This is a genomic window from Pediococcus acidilactici (genome assembly GCA_024970065.1).
Taxonomy (GTDB): Bacteria; Bacillota; Bacilli; order Lactobacillales; family Lactobacillaceae; genus Pediococcus; species Pediococcus acidilactici_A.
The window spans coordinates 666,452-684,984 of record CP103908.1 but is presented as its reverse complement, the minus strand read 5'-3'; the positions used below and the strand labels follow the sequence as shown (position 1 = coordinate 684,984).

Genomic DNA, 18,533 nt, shown 5'->3' with positions numbered 1-18,533 from the left:
TTTAGTTTAATTTCAAGTCAATATCTGCGGTTTCTCCTAAAATATCAAGTTGGAACTGGTATTGGACGTGTTCAAGGTGTTTTTGGCCTTGGTTGTCAAAGTAAGCTAACTCCTCTACTGGCAATTCAAAATCAACCACCTGTTTACCAGAGCCTGAAAACTGAATTTTAACGGTTTTAATTAATCGTTTGACCGGCTGAACAATTTCTGCAGGAAATTGCTTAAGGTAAATCTGGGCAACCACATCCGCAGTTCGTTCACTAAGATTTTTTACCTCAAATTGGCCTTTTAAATTACCCGCCTCGTAAGATAAATTCCGCCATTTACCGACAAATTTTGCGTAACTAAGCCCGCTACCAAATGGATATAGGGGTTCGTTACTTTCATCAATATATTTGGATACAAACCGTTCTGAATGATTAGTTTTACCTAACGGACGACCAGTAGGAGTTCTTGCTAGATAAATCGGAAGTTGGCCTTCGCTCCGCGGAAAAGTCATTGATAATCGAGCTGAAGGACTTGCTTTACCAGATAGTAAATTAGCAATCCCCACGCCTCCCATAATTCCGGGATACCAAGCTAATAGCAAACTATCAAAATATGGTTCAACGTCAGTTAAAACGAGTGGGCGTCCAGTATAAATGATTCCAACAATCGGTTTGCCTAGCTTAGCAAGCGCTTGAATGAGTTGCTTTTGTTTCGCTGGTAAAGTCAAATGAGCTTTAGCGGCACCCTCCCCACTTTCCAAAAAGTTTTCACCAATGGTTAGCACTACAACGTCCGCCGTGGCTGCTTGTTTTTCGGCTTGCTTTAAAAGCATTGCTTCATCTTCAATTGGTCCATTCACCAGTTCAAGGCCCTTTTTCAAGGGTCCAAAGGGCGCATAAGAGTCAAATAGGTTAAATCCGCGGCTAAATGATAGCTGTTCGGGCTTAAATACTTGTTGAAGCCCTTCTTTTAAAGAAACTACGTCAGTAGCTTTGCCACTTACCGAGGCCCAAAAGCCAAGGGTCAGTTTGCTTTCCGCGTACGGCCCAATCACCGCAATTTTTTGATCTTGTCGTAGTGGTAAAGCGCTTTTATTTTTTAATAAAACACAGCTTTCCTCAACTAGTTTGGTGGCCAGCGCGCGATCTTGTTGGGCAAGTACTTCACCAGTAGTAGGTTCATCCAGCCCCCGGAAAGGATTCTCAAATAAGCCTAATTTGTTTTTCAAAACCAAAATTCGCCAAACTGCTTCATCTAATAGCTTTCGCATCTCTGGATTCTTGAGGAGTTTTGGTAATCCATTAGCGTAAGTTGCAGTCATCATGTCTAAATCGACTCCCGCACGTAGCGCTTTTTGTGCGGCATCTTCGGAATCTGTTGCATAACCATGAGCCACCAATTCTGCAACTGCTGCATAATCAGCGTCAAGTACTCCATTAAATCCAAACCGTTTTCGTAAAATTTTTCGATTTAACCACTGGTTACCAGTCGCGGGTACCCCATTTAATAGGTTAAAGGCAGTCATTACCACCTGGGCCCGGGCTTCAATTGCGGCTTGGTAAGCTTGTAAATATTCGTTGTAAAGTTTTTGTTCGGAAAGCTCAACGGAATTATATTCTCGACCGCTCTCTGGTGCACCGTATGCCGCAAAATGTTTGATACAGGCGGCAACGTGGTTTGGTCCAATTTTTCCGCCGTTCATATCTCCCTGGTATCCATGAACAACGCTGCGTCCAAATTCTTTAGCTGTGTAAACGTCTTCCCCAGGCGATTCCATTACCCTTCCCCAACGCGGATCCCGAACCAAATCTAGCATGGGCGAAAAAACAACGTGAAGACCATTTTGGTAACTTTCTTTTGCAGTTACCGCTGCCGCTCGTTGAATTAAATCAAAGTTATACGAGCCTGCTTGTGCTAACGGCATCGGAAAAATCGTCCGAAATCCATAAATAATATCTGACATAAATAATAGCGGTATCCGATGACGACTCTTTTCCAATACTTCCGTTTGCAACTGTTTTAGTTTTTGGTGGTCGTTGACGTTGTAAATCGAGCCAATCTCGTAATAATTAAAATTGACAGGAAATCCTAAATCAGTTTTAGGGCCGGTACTCATCACCCCACTTTCCACAAATAAATCACCGTTTAACTGGACGGTTTGACTAACCTTTTCTTCATCGCTTAAATCATTGAATAATTTTTTTAATTCTGCTTCCTTCAAATGACTGCCTCCCATAAGTAATCGTTTTCAATCCTCTTATAGTTGCAGTATAGTTGATTTTATTTTCAAAATATATCAGTAAAGTAGCGTTTATATCAAAAAAGTTCATCATAAATAAAAACCCCCTATATTTTTAGATTCCGCTCCTTTAACCACTTTATTAACCTATCCTTCGTTTAGCCAAAACAAAAAGAGTTAGGAATTTTTCCCTAACTCTTTTATACAAAAACCTCGATTAGCTTCTAGCCAACGTATTTTTCAATCGCCTTATCAATATTTTCCCGTACTTGGGTAACTCGATCCATTTCGCTTTCTTCAACGTGTGGTAATGGATAACGGGCGCGGCCCACAGCAACCCCTCTTTGCGCCAGAATTAACTTCATTACGTCGTAAAGATTTCCTTTAAATGAAGTTAATTGTGAAATTAAATCATTGACGCATAACTGAATTTCCAACGCCTTATCTAATTCGCCTTCTCGTACACAGCGGTCAGCTTCTAAAAGTAACTCTGGATAAACGCCGTACGTTCCGCCAATTCCAGCATCTGCGCCCATTACACGACCGCCAACGAATTGTTCATCAGGGCCGTTAAAAATGATATTTTCTTTTGGAGCACGTAGTTTCCACATGTTGATGTCCATTACCGGCATGGAAGAATTCTTAACCCCGATTACCTGTTCCTTAGCCATCATCTTCTTAAATAGGTTCTCAGACAGTGCGTATCCAGTTGTTTGGGGAATGTTATAAATGATGAAATCAAGGTTGGTTGCCTCCATAATACTTGTCCAGTACGCTTCGATTGCGGGTTCTGGTAGTACAAAGTAAATTGGTGGAATAGCTGCCAACGCATCAACGCCCAATTGTTCCGCATGTTTAGCCAACTCAATGCTATCCCGGGTTGAAGGAGCGGCAACGTGGGCAATGATCGTCATTTGCCCGCCAACTGCTTCCATTACGTTTTCCAAAACTAGCTTCCGTTCTTCCACCGTTTGATAAATACATTCTCCCGAAGAACCGCCCACGTAAAGTCCCTTCACTCCCTTTGCCAAATAATATTTAGCAAGCTTTTGCACCCGTTCTGGGCTAACGTTGCCTTCATCGTCATAACATGCGTAAAATGCTGGAATGATTCCTTTATATTTATCAAGATTTTTTGTCATTTTAATTACTCCTTTTAATTTTTGAGATTAACTTTTTGATCAATCGTTTTAAACGTCAAGCCGGTAATGTCATGTTGATGTCCCGGTTTAAGAAAACTGAAAAGATATCCTAAAATCATCGCACCTAGGAAACCAACTACACTAACAAAGAGGGCGTTGATTCCATGGGTTTGAATAAAGTAGCAAATTGCCGTAGTGACAATCATGCCAAGGGTTGCACCAAAGCCGTTTGCCCGTTGACTGACGATACCTAGAGCAAAGATTCCGGCAATTGGTACGCCGAAGAGACCGAAGAGCGATAAGTAAGTATCGATCATGTCCGAGCTATGAAGCTTAATCAGTACTAGCGTTACTAACAACCCAAAAATTCCACAAATTAGGATACTTAGCCGTGTGATCCGCATACTCATTCGGTCACTTTTATCTTTCATGAACCGTTTTTGGATATCGGTTACCAGACAAGCCGCAGTACTATTCAAACTGGAAGCAATCGTGGCTTGCGAAGCCGCAAAAATCGCCGCAATAATTAATCCAGCAACTCCCGCTGGAATTTCAGTTAATACAAAATATGGCACCAATGCGGAAGTATTAAATCCGGTCGGTAAACTGCCTCCGTGTTGGTAAAAACTGTAAATCACGGTTCCCATTCCGTAGAAGAGTGGAATGGTGATTAACGATAGCAATGCGTTAGTCCAGATTGACTTAGCAATGTGCTTATTATCAGTCGAAGTAGTGTACCGCTGAACTACGTCTTGACTGGCCGTATATTGGTACAAAGTGTTGAAGATCTGACCCAACAGGATGATTGGCACTGTCGACTTAGTAACGCTCCATACAAAATCAGCCTTAGTTAGGATTTTCCCTTTATTGACGGCATCTTGCGCAACGGTTTGCAGTCCCCCGTGGGTTCCATGAACCGCGAAGAAAATAATTAAAACCGCGCCCACTAGTAGGAGAATTCCTTGAATCACGTCGCTCCAAATTACCCCTTCCATTCCGCCATGGTATGTATAAACGATACACAGGATGGTGATCAAAGAGGCGATCAGGTACGGGTTAATGTTGATAATGGATTGCAATGCCACGGTCGGTAAATAAATTACGATTGCAATCCGTCCAATATGGAATAACACAAACAAAATGCTGCTAAACACCCGTAAAAACGGGTTAAACCGAAATTCCAAATATTCGTAAGCCGTGGTCACCCGCAACTTTGAAAAGAATGGAATATAATACTTAATTAATACCGGAGTGATCAAAAAAATCGCTAAATTTCCAAAAGCATAAGCCCAGTTGGTCAAAAATGACTTTTCTGGCGTTGACATGTAGGTAATCGCACTTAAAGTTGTCGCGAAAATACTAAATCCCACCGCCCATGCCGGCACGTTGCTGGTACTTGCCTTGAAAAACTCTTCTGAATTCTTTGAACTTTTCTTACTGAAACTTAAACCAATTACTAACATAATGATTAAATAAGCAATTAAAACCAGCCAATTTAAAACACCGAATCCTTGTTTAACCATATTACGCAGTACCTACTTTCTACGAATTCCAAATTAAAAATTTTCACGTAGTTTAAGTAGCGGCATCCATTAGTCAGTAAGTCTGGTCCCCTCCAGAATTAACGACCAATCTTTTCTAATTGCAATAAAAAATGCCACAAAAACTCGCACTACATGATGTGGTAGTGTGAAACCTTTGCGGCAGTTGAATTCGCATTAATAACTATTACAGGTAGTGATTATAAACTGTTTCCCGTTAAATGTAAACCCTTTCAAAGAATTAAATTTACTTTTTGGATTTCTTCATCTAATTCTTCTTCATTAGCAATTGCGTACTCCAGAAATACCGGCACTTCAGGAGTTAATGCTTGTATCATAGGCTGCCAATCGGTGGTCCCTTCCCCCAACCGAACCGTCGTTAAATTGGCAACGTCCTTCAGATGAAACACAGTAATCCACTTTTTCAATGAATCGAATGCCAGATGCGGAGTCTCCTTTATCCAATACCAGTTTCCCGAATCAAACGTATAACCCAGTTCAGGAACTAGCGCCAACAATTTAATCAGGTTGGCTTCAAAAACATTTAACTGCCCATCCTGATTTGGTTGATTTTCTACCGTTAACACTCCTGAATAGGCGCGCAAAGCTTTTTGCAGCTTCGCCAAGCTTGGAGCCGCCGTATTCTGACAATTTCCTAAACTGATTTTTAACCCTTGAATTTGAAATTCATTTGCCAACGCTATGTAATCAAAAATATTTTCGTTTAACTTTCCTTCCGTAAATAACGCTTCCGGGATTGAATAGTAAAATTGCCAATGATTTTCTTCACATAGCCGCTGAATCGCAGCTAGCTCCTGATCACGGCCATCTTCTTTAAAAAATTCGCCCCGAACTTCAATCGCGTCAATTGGTTTACCCACCAGTTGTTTTAAACATTCGAATTGGGAATTTCCATTTTCAAGTTGGTTCAAAAATACTGCGGTATTAATCGATACTTTTTTCATTTGTTTTCTCCTTATTTGTCTCTAAAAAATGGAACAACTGCTCCAATTAGTTGTGCTTGGTTCCCTCGTTGTGCAATTTTTAACGTGGTCTGGTTGAAATCCGTTGGCAACAACGTTGGTAATTGAGCGTTAAGTAAATCAATCAAGTATTGTCCTTGCGCAGAAACTGCGCCACCAATTATAATTTCTTCCGGGTCAAATAAGACGATTACTTCCGCAATTCCTCTCGCCACTTCTTTAGCCCACCGTTCAATAATTGATACATAAGGTACCTGCCCCTGCTTAGCTTTTTCAAAAGCCTCAATTACCGTTATTCCTTTATCTGCTAATTGCCGTTCTAAAACCAAGGTCGAAGCCCTTTGTTCATAATTCGTGTTAGTCTGTGGATCAAATAACGTATAACCAATTGAATTGCCCTGCCCATGGGCTCCGCTAATAATTTTTCCGTTACGATAATGTGCCCCACCAATTCCCGTACCTAACGCCATACAGTAGACATCATGATCCGCTAAGTTTCCGGTAAAGACTTCTCCTAAAAGAGCGGCATCAACGTCATTAACTACGCTGACTGGTAAATCAGTTTGGGCAGCCAGGCTTGCTCTGATAGGAGTGCCAATGTAGTTAGGAATGGTTGGTCCCGCATATTGAATACCGCCATCCTTACCAACAATCCCCGCTGTACTAACGCCAATTCCTGCAAGCGAGACGCGATTCTGAATTGCTTTACTAACTTGTAGTAGCGTTTTTAAAATATGCCCGTCCCGATTTTGTTCTGTATTAACTTTACCTGAATCTGCAAAATTTAAGCGTTCGTCAAGTACCGCATATTTAATAGTGGTTCCCCCCACATCAAATGCTAAAAATTTTTTGTCCATCTCGGGTTCCTCCAATTTATTCAACACTCTTGATAACGATTTCATATTACCACCCGTTTATAATTTTCACAATTAAAAAAAGTGAAAATATTTTTAATTACCATAACAACAGCATTCATAGCTCTTTTTGAAAACAATTATCACATTTATCTATTGCAATATTTTTTAACTCGCGCTATATTTACTGCGGTGGTTGAATTAGCAATTAACTATTACAAATTAATTTTTATTCCAAACCCCATCATTTATAATTAGCGGTATATTTTAGGAAATTAAATTTGATAGAAGTGAAGTGTCAGTATAATGAAAAATAGATTTTTAGATGCTGTCAAAGGACAGTTAATTGTTTCTTGTCAAGCGTTACCAGCAGAACCGCTCCATAGTTCCTTTATTATGGCACGGATGGCGCGAGCTGCTAAGATGGCTGGTGCCGCCGGTATCCGAGCAAATTCGGTAGTGGATATCCAAGCAATCCAGGATGAAACTGGTTTGCCAATGATCGGGATTGCCAAGACAGACTATCCAGATTCTCCAGTATTTATTACCCCCACCATGAAAGAAATGCGGGCAGTTGCGGCTACTGGGGTTGAAGTTGTCGCTTGCCAAGTCACTGGACAACCCCGTCCACACGGCGAAAAGCTTGCTGACATCGTCAAACAATTTCGGGCTGAATTTCCAAACACCCTTTTGATGGCCGATACTGACATTATGGAAAACGCCCTGCTGGCTGATGAATTAGGTTTTGATATTATTGGGACCACGATGCGCGGTTATACCCCGGCTTCAAAGGGTTTGAACATTGCCGACGACGATTTTGCCTATCTCAAAGAACTCTTACAAAAGGTGCACCATCCGGTGGTTGCTGAAGGAAAAATCGACACTCCAGCAAAACTAAAACGATGCATTGAATTAGGTTGTCATTCGGTAGTGGTCGGTGGCGCCATTACTCGTCCGTTAGAAATTGCGAGTCGTTTTGTAGATGCAATCAATTAATTAGTTTTAAAGAAGATTATTTTAACGTTAAAAGAGACGGGATTCCCCGCCTCTTTTTTTAATAAAAAATGATGAACCGTGATTTTGTAAGACCACGATTCATCATTTTTTGTCTACCCACGAGTTATCCCCGGGGCTTTTTCCTTTTAATTCCAAATGCTAAGCCCATCAAACCAACTAATAAGCCTAAGATGCCTACTAGGCTGAGTTCATCCTTTACCTCACCTGTTTGAGGCAATTTTCGAGCAGTCGTTTTATTTGCCGGTTCACTTTGAGCAACCGACCTCTTTGGTAAAAATTTAGTTTCTGTAGGCTTATTATTATTTCGTCCTTGTTTAACAGCTGGATTTGCTGGCGTTTCCGGAACGTTTGGCGTTGGAACAAAATTATCATCAGTTTCTGAATTGTTATCCGCAGTATCGTTAGAAGCATTACTTGAAGAATCACTTGAAGTATTGTCTTCTGGATCATCATTTGATTTTGGCGTGTCCGGCGTTGGTTGATCGTTATCAGATCCCTTTCCAGCAATCACGTGGACCACGACCTGTTTGCTTACCACGTTGCCATAAGCATCTGTATAAGTGTACGTTACTACGTAATCACCGGCTACGTTTGGATTTACTTTCCCTTCAACCGTTACCTCACTAAAATCAACTAAATTACCATTTGCATCCGTTGCCCCGTCAAAATTGTCTTCCGCCTTCCAGCTCGCATTAGCATCGCCAACTATCGTACTATCATGAGCCGCAACACTTGCTTGACTGTCAACCACGTGAACAACTACGGTCTTATCAACTTGGTTGCCATACGCATCAGTATAACTGTAGGTTACTTCATAATCGCCTGGTGTGTGCGGATCTACATTACCTTTGACCGTCACGTCCTTTAGGCTAATTGGATTACCTTCCGCGTCTTTTGCGCCATCAAAATCTTCTAACGGATTCCACGTACTATTGGGACCCGCAATAATGGTAGTATCGTGGCCGTCCACCGTTTCTTGACTAGCAGTTACGTGGACCGTCACCGTCTTGCTGACTGTGTTGCCGTACGCATCGGTGTAACTGTAAGTTACTTCGTAATCTCCAGGTGTTTGTGGATCTACATTGCCTTTGACCGTAACATCTTTTAAGTCAACCGAATGTCCTGCAGCATCCGTCGCTCCGTCGAAATCTTCTGCTGGATCCCACGTACTATTGGGACCCGCAACAACGGTTATATCGTGGCCGTCCACCGTTTCTTGACTAGCAGTTACGTGGACCGTAATCGTCTTGTTAACTGTGTTGCCGTAAGCATCCGTGTAGCTGTAAGTTACTTCGTAGTCTCCAGGTGTTTGTGGATCTACATTGCCTTTGACCGTAACGTCCTTCAAGTCAATTGGGTTACCTTCGGCATCCGTTGCTCCATCGAAATTATCCGCAGGATTCCACTTACTGTCTGGTCCGGCAATTAATGTACTATCATGATCGTCTACACTAGCTTGGCTGGCGTTTACGTGCACCGTCACCGTCTTGCTAACTGTGTTACCGTAAGCATCCGTGTAACTGTAGGTTACCTCGTAGTCTCCAGGGACTTGCGGGTTCACGCTACCTTTGACCGTAACGTCCTTCAAGTCAACCGGATTTCCTTCAGTATCGGTTGCTCCATCAAAGTTGTCTGCTGGATTCCACTTACTGTCTGGTCCGGCAATTAATGTACTATCATGACCGTCTACACTAGCTTGGCTGGCTTTTACGTGCACCGTCACCGTCTTGCTAACTGTGTTGCCGTACGCATCCGTGTAACTGTAAGTTACTTCGTAGTCTCCAGGGACTTGCGGGTTCACGCTACCTTTGACCGTAACGTCTTTTAAGTCAACTGGGTTACCTTCGGCATCCCTTGCTCCGTCAAAATTATCCGCTGCAGTCCATTTGCTATTTGGACCAGCGATTAGGGTACTATCATGACCGTCTACACTAGCTTGGCTGGCGTTTACGTGCACCGTAATCGTCTTGTTAACTGTGTTACCGTAAGCATCCGTGTAGCTGTAAGTTACTTCGTAGTCTCCAGGGACTTGCGGGTTCACGCTACCTTTGACCGTAACGTCCTTCAAGTCAACCGGGTTACCTTCGGCATCCGTTGCTCCATCAAAGTTGTCTGCTGGATTCCATTTACTGTCTGGTCCGGCAATCACCGTACTATCATGACCATCTACGTTAACTTGGCTAGCAATCACGTGGACCGTAATCGTCTTGCTAACCGTGTTACCGTACACATCGGTGTAACTGTAAGTTACTTCGTAGTCTCCAGGGACTTGCGGGTTCACGCTGCCTTTGACCGTGACGTCCTTCAAGTCAACCGGGTTACCTTCGGCATCCGTTGCTCCATCAAAGTTGTCTGCTGGATTCCATTTACTGTCTGGTCCGGCAATTAATGTACTATCATGACCGCCTACGTTAACTTGACTGGCGATCACGTGGATCGTAATCGTCTTGTTAATTGTGTTGCCGTAAGCATCCGTGTAGCTGTAAGTTACTTCGTAGTCTCCAGGGACTTGCGGGTTCACGCTACCTTTGACCGTAACGTCCTTCAAGTCAACCGGGTTACCTTCGGCATCCGTTGCTCCATCGAAATTATCCGAGGCAGTCCATTTGCTATTTGGACCAGCGATTAAAGTACTGTCATGACCATTTATACTTGCTTCAGACTTAACCACGTGGACCGTAATCGTCTTGCTGACTGTGTTGCCGTAAGCATCCGTGTAACTATAGGTTACCTCATAGTTTCCCGGCACTTGCGGGTTCACGTTGCCTTTGACCGTGACGTCCTTCAAGTCAACCGGGTTACCTTCGGCATCCGTTGCTCCATCGAAATTATCCGTAGGATTCCACTTACTGTCTGGTCCGGCAATCACCGTACTATCATGACCGTCTACGTTAACTTGGCTGGCGTTTACGTGCACCGTAATCGTCTTGCTGACTGTGTTGCCGTACATATCGGTGTAACTGTAGGTTACTTCGTAGTCTCCAGGTGTTTGTGGATCTACATTACCTTTAACCGTTACGTCCTTTAAGTCAACCGAATTTCCTGCGGCATCCGTTGCTCCATTAAAATTATCTGCGGGGTTCCATTTACTGTCTGGTCCCGCAATCAATGTACTATCATGACTGTCTACACTAGCTTGGCTGGCGTTTACGTGCACCGTAATCGTTTTGCTAACTGTGTTGCCGTACATATCGGTGTAGCTGTAGGTTACTTCGTAGTCTCCAGGAACTTGCGGGTTCACGCTACCTTTGACCGTAACGTCTTTTAAGTCAACCGGATTTCCTTCGGCATCCGTTGCTCCATCAAAGTTGTCTGCGGGGTTCCATTTACTGTCTGGTCCCGCAATTAGCGTACTATCATGACCGTCTATATTAACTTGGCTGGCGATCACGTGCACCGTAATCGTCTTGCTAACTACATTGCCATATGCATCCGTATAACTATACGTAATTTCGTAATCGCCGGGCACCTGCGAATTTACGCTACCTTTGACCGTAACGTCCTTCAAGTCAACCGAATTTCCTTCGGCATCCGTTGCCCCGTCAAAGTTGTCTGCTGGATCCCACTTACTATTTGGTCCTGCAATCAACGTACTATCATGACCATCTACATTAACTTGGCTAGCAATTACGTGAACCGTAATCGTCTTGCTAACTGTGTTGCCATATGCATCCGTGTAACTGTAGGTTACTTCATAATCGCCAGGAACTTGCGGGTTCACGTTGCCTTTAACCGTGACATCCTTCAAGTCAACCGGATTACTTTCAGCATCGGTTGCTCCATCGAAGTTATCCGCAGGATTCCACTTACTGTCTGGTCCCGCAATTAACGTACTATCATGGCCATCTACACTAGCTTGGCTGGTAATTACGTGGACCGTCACCGTCTTGCTAACTGTGTTGCCATAAGCATCTGTATAACTGTATGTTATCTCGTAATCTCCAGGTGTTTGTGGATCTACACTACCTTTAACCGTGACGTCCTTTAAGTCAACCGGATTTCCTTCGGCATCCGTTGCTCCATCGAAATTATCCGCGGCATTCCACTTACTGTCTGGTCCAGCAATCACCGTACTATCATGACCGTCTACGCTAACTTGGCTAGCAATCACGTGGACCGTCACCATCTTGCTAACTTCATTACCACAAGCATCGGTATAACTATAGGTAATTTCATAATCACCTGGAACTTGCGGATTTACGGTTCCCTTTACCACAACATCAGAAAGAGAAGCCCCACCTTTAAATTCATTGGTCGCTCCATCAAAATTGTCTGCGGGATTCCACTTACTATTTGGTCCTGCAATGATGGTACTATCGTGAGCGTCTATGCTCGCTTGACTTTCGTTTACGTGTACAATGACTGTTTTACTAGCCACGTTGCCATAAGCATCCGTGTAACTGTAGGTTACTTCGTAATCTCCAGGTGTTTGCGGGTCCACATTACCTTTGACCGTAACGTCTTTTATGTCAACTGGGTTACCTTCGGCATCCTTTGCTCCGTCGAAATTATCTGCGGCAGTCCATTTGCTATTTGGTCCAGCGATTAAAGTACTGTCATGACCATTTATACTTGCTTCAGACTTAATCACGTGAACCGTAATCGTCTTGCTAACTGTGTTGCCATACGCATCCGTATAACTGTAGGTTACTTCGTAGTCTCCCGGCACTTGCGGGTTCACGCTACCTTTGACCGTAACGTCTTTTAAGTCAACTGGGTTACCTTCGGCATCCTTTGCTCCATCGAAATTATCCGCGGCGGTCCATTTGCTATTTGGTCCAGCAATCACCGTACTATCATGACCGTCTACGTTAGCTTGGCTGGCTTTTACGTGAACCGTAATCGTCTTGCTAACTGTGTTGCCATACGCATCCGTATAACTGTAAGTTACTTCGTAGTCACCAGGGACTTGGGGGTTCACATTACCTTTGACCGTGACGTCCTTCAAGTCAACCGGATTTCCTTCGGCATCCGTTGCTCCATCAAAGTTGTCTGCTGCGGTCCATTTGCTATTTGGACCAGCAATTAGCGTACTATCATGACCATTTACGTTAACTTGGCTGGCTTTTACGTGAACCGTAATCGTCTTGCTAACTGTGTTGCCATACGCATCCGTATAACTGTAGGTTACTTCGTAGTCTCCCGGCGCTTGGGGGTTCACATTACCTTTGACCGTAACGTCCTTCAAGTCAACCGGGTTACCTTCGGCATCGGTTGCTCCATCAAAGTTGTCTGCTGCGGTCCACTTACTGTTGGGCCCCGCAATTAGCGTACTATCATGACCGTCTATATTAACTTGGCTAGCAATCACGTGGACCGTAATCGTCTTGTTAACTGTGTTGCCATACGCATCCGTATAACTGTAGGTTACTTCGTAGTCTCCCGGCACTTGGGAGTTCACATTACCTTTGACCGTGACGTCCTTCAAGTCAACCGGATCGCCTTCGGCATCCTTTGCCCCGTCAAAGTTGTCTGCTGAATTCCACTTACTGTTGGGTCCTGCAATTAGGGTACTATCATGACCATCTACGCTAGCTTGACTGGCAATTACGTGGGCCGTAATTGTTTTACTAACTATGTTACCTGAAACGTCTGTATAACTGTAGGTAACTTCATAGTCTCCTGGGGTATGAGGATCTACTTTGCCTTGGACCGTGACGTTTTTTAAGTCAACCGGGTTACCTTCAGCGTCGGTTGCCTCGTCAAAATTATCCGCTGCAGTCCACTTACTATTTGGACCAGCAATTAATGTACTGTCATGACCATTTATACTTGCTTCAGACTTAACCACGTGGACCGTAATCGTTTTACTACCATGGCGACCGTACGCATCCGTATAGCTATACGTGATATCATAATCACCCGGTGTTTGCGGATCCACCGTGCCCGTAACCGTAATGTCTTTAAGGTCAACCGGTGCCCCAGTCCCATCCGATGCTTCGTCGAAGTTATCCGCTGGGCTCCATTTACTATTTGGCCCTGCAATGATGGTACTATCGTGGCCATCAATAATTACTTGTTCTGAAATAACGTAGGTATCCGGTGAAGAAGGTCCTTTAAAATCAAGATTATGAGATGTATAAAGCGTGTTTCCGTGCGGGTCCTTTTCAGTTCCCCCATTTACCGCTACCCACTTATTACGAGTTCCGGGAAAATTGGGTTCTGATAAATCAGCATCGATAAGGCGATTTTTTGAGCCAATGATAATAACGCGTAGGTTACTCATCTCATTTAACATTTTCGTTGAATTCCGCACTTTAGTCATATCAAAGCTAGAGATGTCTAATCGCTCAACTCCCACAAGGTAAAACATTCTTTCCATGTTGGTCACTTTTGACGTATTCCAACCAGAAGTGTTTAACTCTTGCAATCCGCTACAACCATAAAACAAAGTCGACATATCGGTTACGTTTGCGGTGTTCCAGCCAACAAGATTAAGACTTTGCAATGAAGCGCATCTATAGAATACACCCTTCATGCTAGTTACCTTAGAGGTGTTCCAATTGGATACATCTAAATTCTTTAACTTGGATACTTTGCCATCACCACTCAACATAGCAAACATTGACGACAAATCCGTTACTTGTGATGTATCCCAGTTAGAGACGTCTAGAGTAACTAATTCCGTACAACCTTTAAACATTGCACTCATGTTCGTAACCCGCGAAGTATCCCAATTATGGACGTCAATTTTTTCTAGCGCGCTATCCCCTTCAAACATGTAATTCATGTTTTCGACTTTGCTCACGTCAAAATTCTGCGCATTTTCTACGGTTTGTAATTTAGTTAGCTCATTAAAAAGCGCTCTACAATTGCTTCCAGCAACCACTTTTCCATCGAAAACAATCGACTTAATTAGCCGTTGATAATTGAACCATGGATTTTGGTTAAAACTGGTAACACTCTGCGTATCCGCAAAGGTTCCGGCACTGAAATGCAGTACCCCATTTTCGTCGATATACCAAGTACTTGTCCCAAATTGGCCACTTGGGGTTTGACTTTTTACCCGTGTTTTAGTCTTGGTAACGTCGCTTGATTGTTTTACATTCTTAGCATCGTCATTTTTTGTCGAACTTTTTTCCTTCCCATCGGAAGTTGTTAAATCGTTTTCAACATTTGATGAATCGACCGCCTTTGAAGTTGAACTTTCATTTTCCTTAGTCGACGGGTTTTCTTTATGATTTTCCGTAGTCGAACGGTCCGTCGTTGAAACCATTGGATTATCATCATTATTAGTTTTATTCCGGTTGTCGTTAACGTACGACTGGCCAGCTTGTTCGTTGTCCGTAGTTTTAGCTGCATTCGAGTTCGGAGTAGTTGTTGCCGTACTTTTATTTTCGGTAGTGCCTTCGTTCACATTACGCTTATTATCAGCATTTGCGGTTGTTGCCGTTTGCGTGGTTGCGGACTGGTCTGGATTATTTACTACATTAGCCTGTTCAACCGGTTTTTTCGCTGATGTAGCATCCTCAACTGGAGTCGGCTTTGCTTCCGGCGCATTCGTTGTAGTTGATTTTGCACTAGTACTCTAGCTTGGCATTTCGGTAGTAGTTTTATTTACCGTATCGGCTGCCGCATGAGTACTCACCAAACCTGTGCCAAGTGCCACGCTTATAACCGTTAAACTGCAAAAAATCCACTTCTTACCATCTTTGTACATTTTGTAATGTTCTTTGCGTTCCTTATTCATTTCGTTCCTCCAAAAAGACTTTTCAATGCTGTTTTAACTAGTGCTTAACCTACTCTCTTTGTATTCCATTTTAATAGCCCAAATCTTTTACACGGTTGGGGTCATCCATACCTCGATTCACCAACTAAATAAAAAATTTCAGTAACTTGTTTTCGCTTATCAACCCAGTCTTTTCACTAGTTTTTCCTAAACATACTATTTAAAATGGCAAACTTAAATATTTACTAAGAATATACACTACACCCGTTAAATTGTATATAGTGTAAAAATATTAAATAAGTTTTTTTGTACCCCTTTTGTAGTTTATATTTTATAATTTTAATTCGAGTATTAATTTTACCCGCTAGAGATAGGCTTCGGTTAAAAATCGCCAAAAATATTTATGCGTATCATTAATATTTCATTAAAGATAAAAAAATGGTACAAATATTAGCTTTTTGCAAACTCGTCATAGTTATCTTCAAAAACATTTTTCTGTTTTCTATAAAGAACTAGCCTTTTATCATCATGAAATAAAAGCGTATAATTAAAGCTATTAGCAAAGATCCATGAGGAGGTTCTCAATGAATATTCTTGAGACGGTGGAACAAAAATATCCTTCGTTATCGCGCCAAGAGCGTAAAATTGCGTTAAAAGTAATCCAACACCCTTCCCAAGTAAAAAAGATGAACATTGGCATTCTCGCCAAAAAAGCTGAAGTTAGTACCGCTACCGTGACCCGTTTTGTCAAGAAAATGGGGTGCCAAGATTTTAGTGAGTTTAAACTAGGTTTGGCAGAGGCAACCTCCACAATTACGGAGGACGTAAACAATGCCCCCTTGCCTGATCAAGTAACCAACTTTTATAACCAAATGATCACCGGAACGTGGAAAAAAATTGACCAATCTGCTTTAGACGAAGCTGTACAATTGATCAAAAATGCCCCCCGAATTTTCGTTTTCGGTTTGGGCAGCTCGGGATATAACGCTCAAGAATTATCACAGCGGCTCTTGCGTATGGGAATTAACGCATTTGCTCCGGCCGATAGCCATACAATGTACATTACCAGCAGTATTATGCAAAGTGATGACTTAGTAATCGTGCTTTCAGTTTCCGGAAACTCGGCAGAAGTCAACGAGGCCACTAAGCTAGCTAAGGAGCACAATCTTAAAGTCATTGCGATTACCGCGTTTGATGATAGCCCCCTAGCATCCATGAGCGATTGTAAATTATTTGTTCAATACAGTGATTTTGTGGACAATACCCGCTTTATTAACTCTCAACTAGGAATTGTCTATGTGATTGACGTCTTATCGACCATGCTCTTGCACGACCCAGACTACAAGCAGCATTACCAACAAACCGTAGAAGCAATTTTAAGTCGTAAGTTACGTTAATTCGCCAATTAATTTAGCTTAAACAAAAAAGGTAAGGAACTAGAATTCGGTTATGAATTCAATTCCTTACCTTTTTAAATATCAGCTAGTTTTAATTTTGGCTAACCGTCATGCTTCGGTCAACCCGGGAACGCCCGGTCGTGTAGTCAAACCGGACTCCCGGTTGAACGTTCCAAATGAAAACGTTGAAATTAAGGCTACCATCCGTCGAGATTGCTTCAGAATGGTAACCGATCGGCATTAAGTCGTTGCCTTTAAATACCGTAGAAACCCGATAAATTACCCGTTTATTTTTCGCTAAAGCGTCGCGTACTCGCTCTTCAAAAATCTGCATTGTTTGTTGGTTGCTGAAGGCAGTCTGCGTAGCTAAGTTCTTTGGATTATCTAGGGAACCAAATTTACGGGGATTAAAATTACCGTTTTGGTCAAACTTACCTGTTACCGAATAGGCTAATAGGTGGCCCCGGTTTTGAATTTCAACGCTACGTCCGTTGATTCGAACCCGTTTTTGGTGCCAACCGGTTGGATTCCAGGTTTGGCTAGTTCGGGTGTTCGACTTTACTAAATTAGCCCGGCTTAGATATCCAGTTGCTTGGGTCGTCCGGTTCAAACGGTCCAAATTACCATAATCAATCCGGTTGGTCTTCCAATCTTTCGGATTTAACGTACTCCGGTTATGGTTGACATATATGTAAGCCGGGTCCCCTGATTTAAACGTTAATTGTGATAGCTGGCTATCGGTCACACTTTTGGTTGTCTGCGCATTTTGGGGCATTACTTGGTTAAGCAAGTTGTTCGTTACTTGATGAACGTCATTGCCCTTTAAAAACATCCCCAAGATAGCCACAATTAAAACTAGCCACCAGTTATTAGAATTTCTTCTTTTCTTTCGTTTACTCATAATTCCCCCATTAATTTCAAAACAAAAAAAGTTGGGGTTGGACATCTTAATCTTCCAGCCTCAACTTATTTTATTAAATTACTTTTTGGTTTACTTTCGCAACTTCAAGGCTAATTCGATTGAACGATCCACCAGCACTGACTGTGAATCGACTACCGGATAAGAATGGTTATGGGCCATTTCTTGCGCGTAAGAAAGTTCCGTGCAACCTAAGATAACTACTTGGGCGCCCTGTTCTTCCGTCATTAACCGTAAAATCTGGTAGAACAGTTGGGCATCCACTTTATTTTGGGCCTTGATATCATCAAAAATTAACTTGCTTGTTAAATCCTGAATTGCAGCGGTTGGTTTAATGACTTCGTAGCCTTCCGCAAGTAATTCCCGGTCGTAAATCCCGTCCGTCGTGGTACCCGGGGTGCCAATAATACCGATCCGTTTAGCAGCCGGAAACTCCTTTTTAATTTGCTTAACCGTTTCACGCGGCATGTGCACAATTGGAATTGTAGTAGCCTTTTGCAACTCGTCATAAAAATAATGGGCTGTGTTGCAAGTAATCACGAAAAAGGCGGGATTCAACTGACTTTGTTGTTGAATATCTTCCAGCAAGTCGGGATACGGGTTGGGCTGCGAATGGTCCATTAAATAAGTGGAGCGATCCGGAACCGTAGCGTGATTAACTAAAATGTAGTTTAAGTAATCCTGATCCCGGTGCGCCGGTGTGCGGGCGTTCAGCAACCGGATGTAGCTTTCGGTTGCGGGCGTGCCCATTCCCCCAATAATTGTGAAAAAGTCCTTCATTCCA

At 42.7% G+C, this 18,533-nt stretch carries 11 protein-coding genes; 2 read left to right on the top strand and 9 right to left on the bottom strand.

The genetic code is table 11. The features are described 5' to 3' along the window. Position 1: 1 nt before the first annotated feature. From NYR25_03195 to NYR25_03175, 5 genes are all read right to left on the bottom strand, one after another. The gene (locus tag NYR25_03195) at positions 2 to 2,209 is read right to left on the bottom strand and encodes a glycoside hydrolase family 3 C-terminal domain-containing protein (GenBank protein UWF34408.1); all 2,208 of its coding nucleotides are present in this window, start codon (positions 2,207 to 2,209) and stop codon (positions 2 to 4) included. Between the two features lie 242 nt (positions 2,210 to 2,451). Next, positions 2,452 to 3,369 (bottom strand): dihydrodipicolinate synthase family protein, encoded by a 918-nt coding sequence (locus tag NYR25_03190; protein ID UWF34407.1) that lies wholly within the window; start codon positions 3,367 to 3,369, stop codon positions 2,452 to 2,454. 14 nt (positions 3,370 to 3,383) lie between these two features. After that, positions 3,384 to 4,892 (bottom strand): sodium:solute symporter, encoded by a 1,509-nt coding sequence (locus NYR25_03185; protein UWF34406.1) that lies wholly within the window; start codon positions 4,890 to 4,892, stop codon positions 3,384 to 3,386. A 251-nt stretch (positions 4,893 to 5,143) separates the two neighbouring features. After that, positions 5,144 to 5,875 (bottom strand): sugar phosphate isomerase/epimerase, encoded by a 732-nt coding sequence (locus NYR25_03180; protein UWF34405.1) that lies wholly within the window; start codon positions 5,873 to 5,875, stop codon positions 5,144 to 5,146. An 11-nt stretch (positions 5,876 to 5,886) separates the two neighbouring features. Next, the gene (locus tag NYR25_03175; protein UWF34404.1) at positions 5,887 to 6,750 is read right to left on the bottom strand and encodes an ROK family protein; all 864 of its coding nucleotides are present in this window, start codon (positions 6,748 to 6,750) and stop codon (positions 5,887 to 5,889) included. 303 nt (positions 6,751 to 7,053) lie between these two features. Between NYR25_03175 and NYR25_03170 the strand changes: the two genes are divergently transcribed. Then, positions 7,054 to 7,743, top strand: coding sequence for an N-acetylmannosamine-6-phosphate 2-epimerase (locus tag NYR25_03170; GenBank protein UWF34403.1), 690 nt, complete (start codon positions 7,054 to 7,056; stop codon positions 7,741 to 7,743). Positions 7,744 to 7,867: 124 nt separating this feature from the next. Here NYR25_03170 and NYR25_03165 read toward each other — a convergent pair whose 3' ends face one another. Then, positions 7,868 to 15,121 (bottom strand): bacterial Ig-like domain-containing protein, encoded by a 7,254-nt coding sequence (locus tag NYR25_03165; GenBank protein ID UWF34402.1) that lies wholly within the window; start codon positions 15,119 to 15,121, stop codon positions 7,868 to 7,870. 171 nt (positions 15,122 to 15,292) lie between these two features. Then, positions 15,293 to 15,454 (bottom strand): KxYKxGKxW signal peptide domain-containing protein, encoded by a 162-nt coding sequence (locus NYR25_03160; GenBank protein ID UWF34401.1) that lies wholly within the window; start codon positions 15,452 to 15,454, stop codon positions 15,293 to 15,295. 563 nt (positions 15,455 to 16,017) lie between these two features. On the opposite strand from NYR25_03160, the gene NYR25_03155 reads away from it, so the two are divergent. Next, positions 16,018 to 16,830, top strand: coding sequence for a MurR/RpiR family transcriptional regulator (locus NYR25_03155; protein ID UWF34400.1), 813 nt, complete (start codon positions 16,018 to 16,020; stop codon positions 16,828 to 16,830). A 91-nt stretch (positions 16,831 to 16,921) separates the two neighbouring features. Here the strand turns inward: NYR25_03155 and NYR25_03150 are convergent, their stop codons facing one another. Both NYR25_03150 and NYR25_03145 read right to left on the bottom strand, forming a co-directional pair. Continuing rightward, a complete protein-coding gene (locus NYR25_03150) occupies positions 16,922 to 17,731 on the bottom strand; it encodes a DNA/RNA non-specific endonuclease (GenBank protein ID UWF34399.1) in 810 nt (269 codons plus the stop codon). Between the two features lie 90 nt (positions 17,732 to 17,821). Continuing rightward, a complete protein-coding gene (locus NYR25_03145) occupies positions 17,822 to 18,529 on the bottom strand; it encodes an amino acid racemase (protein UWF34398.1) in 708 nt (235 codons plus the stop codon). Positions 18,530 to 18,533 lie beyond the last annotated feature (4 nt).

Bases quoted from the DNA above. Each gene is read 5' to 3' on its own strand.
- NYR25_03185 (UWF34406.1), bottom strand. From the start codon at position 4,892: ATGGTTAAACAAGGATTCGGTGTTTTAAATTGGCTGGTTTTAATTGCT.
- NYR25_03150 (UWF34399.1), bottom strand. From the start codon at position 17,731: ATGAGTAAACGAAAGAAAAGAAGAAATTCTAATAACTGGTGGCTAGTT.
- NYR25_03170 (UWF34403.1), top strand. From the start codon at position 7,054: ATGAAAAATAGATTTTTAGATGCTGTCAAAGGACAGTTAATTGTTTCT.
- NYR25_03175 (UWF34404.1), bottom strand. From the start codon at position 6,750: ATGGACAAAAAATTTTTAGCATTTGATGTGGGGGGAACCACTATTAAA.
- NYR25_03145 (UWF34398.1), bottom strand. From the start codon at position 18,529: ATGAAGGACTTTTTCACAATTATTGGGGGAATGGGCACGCCCGCAACC.
- NYR25_03155 (UWF34400.1), top strand. From the start codon at position 16,018: ATGAATATTCTTGAGACGGTGGAACAAAAATATCCTTCGTTATCGCGC.
- NYR25_03160 (UWF34401.1), bottom strand. From the start codon at position 15,454: ATGAATAAGGAACGCAAAGAACATTACAAAATGTACAAAGATGGTAAG.
- NYR25_03180 (UWF34405.1), bottom strand. From the start codon at position 5,875: ATGAAAAAAGTATCGATTAATACCGCAGTATTTTTGAACCAACTTGAA.
- NYR25_03190 (UWF34407.1), bottom strand. From the start codon at position 3,369: ATGACAAAAAATCTTGATAAATATAAAGGAATCATTCCAGCATTTTAC.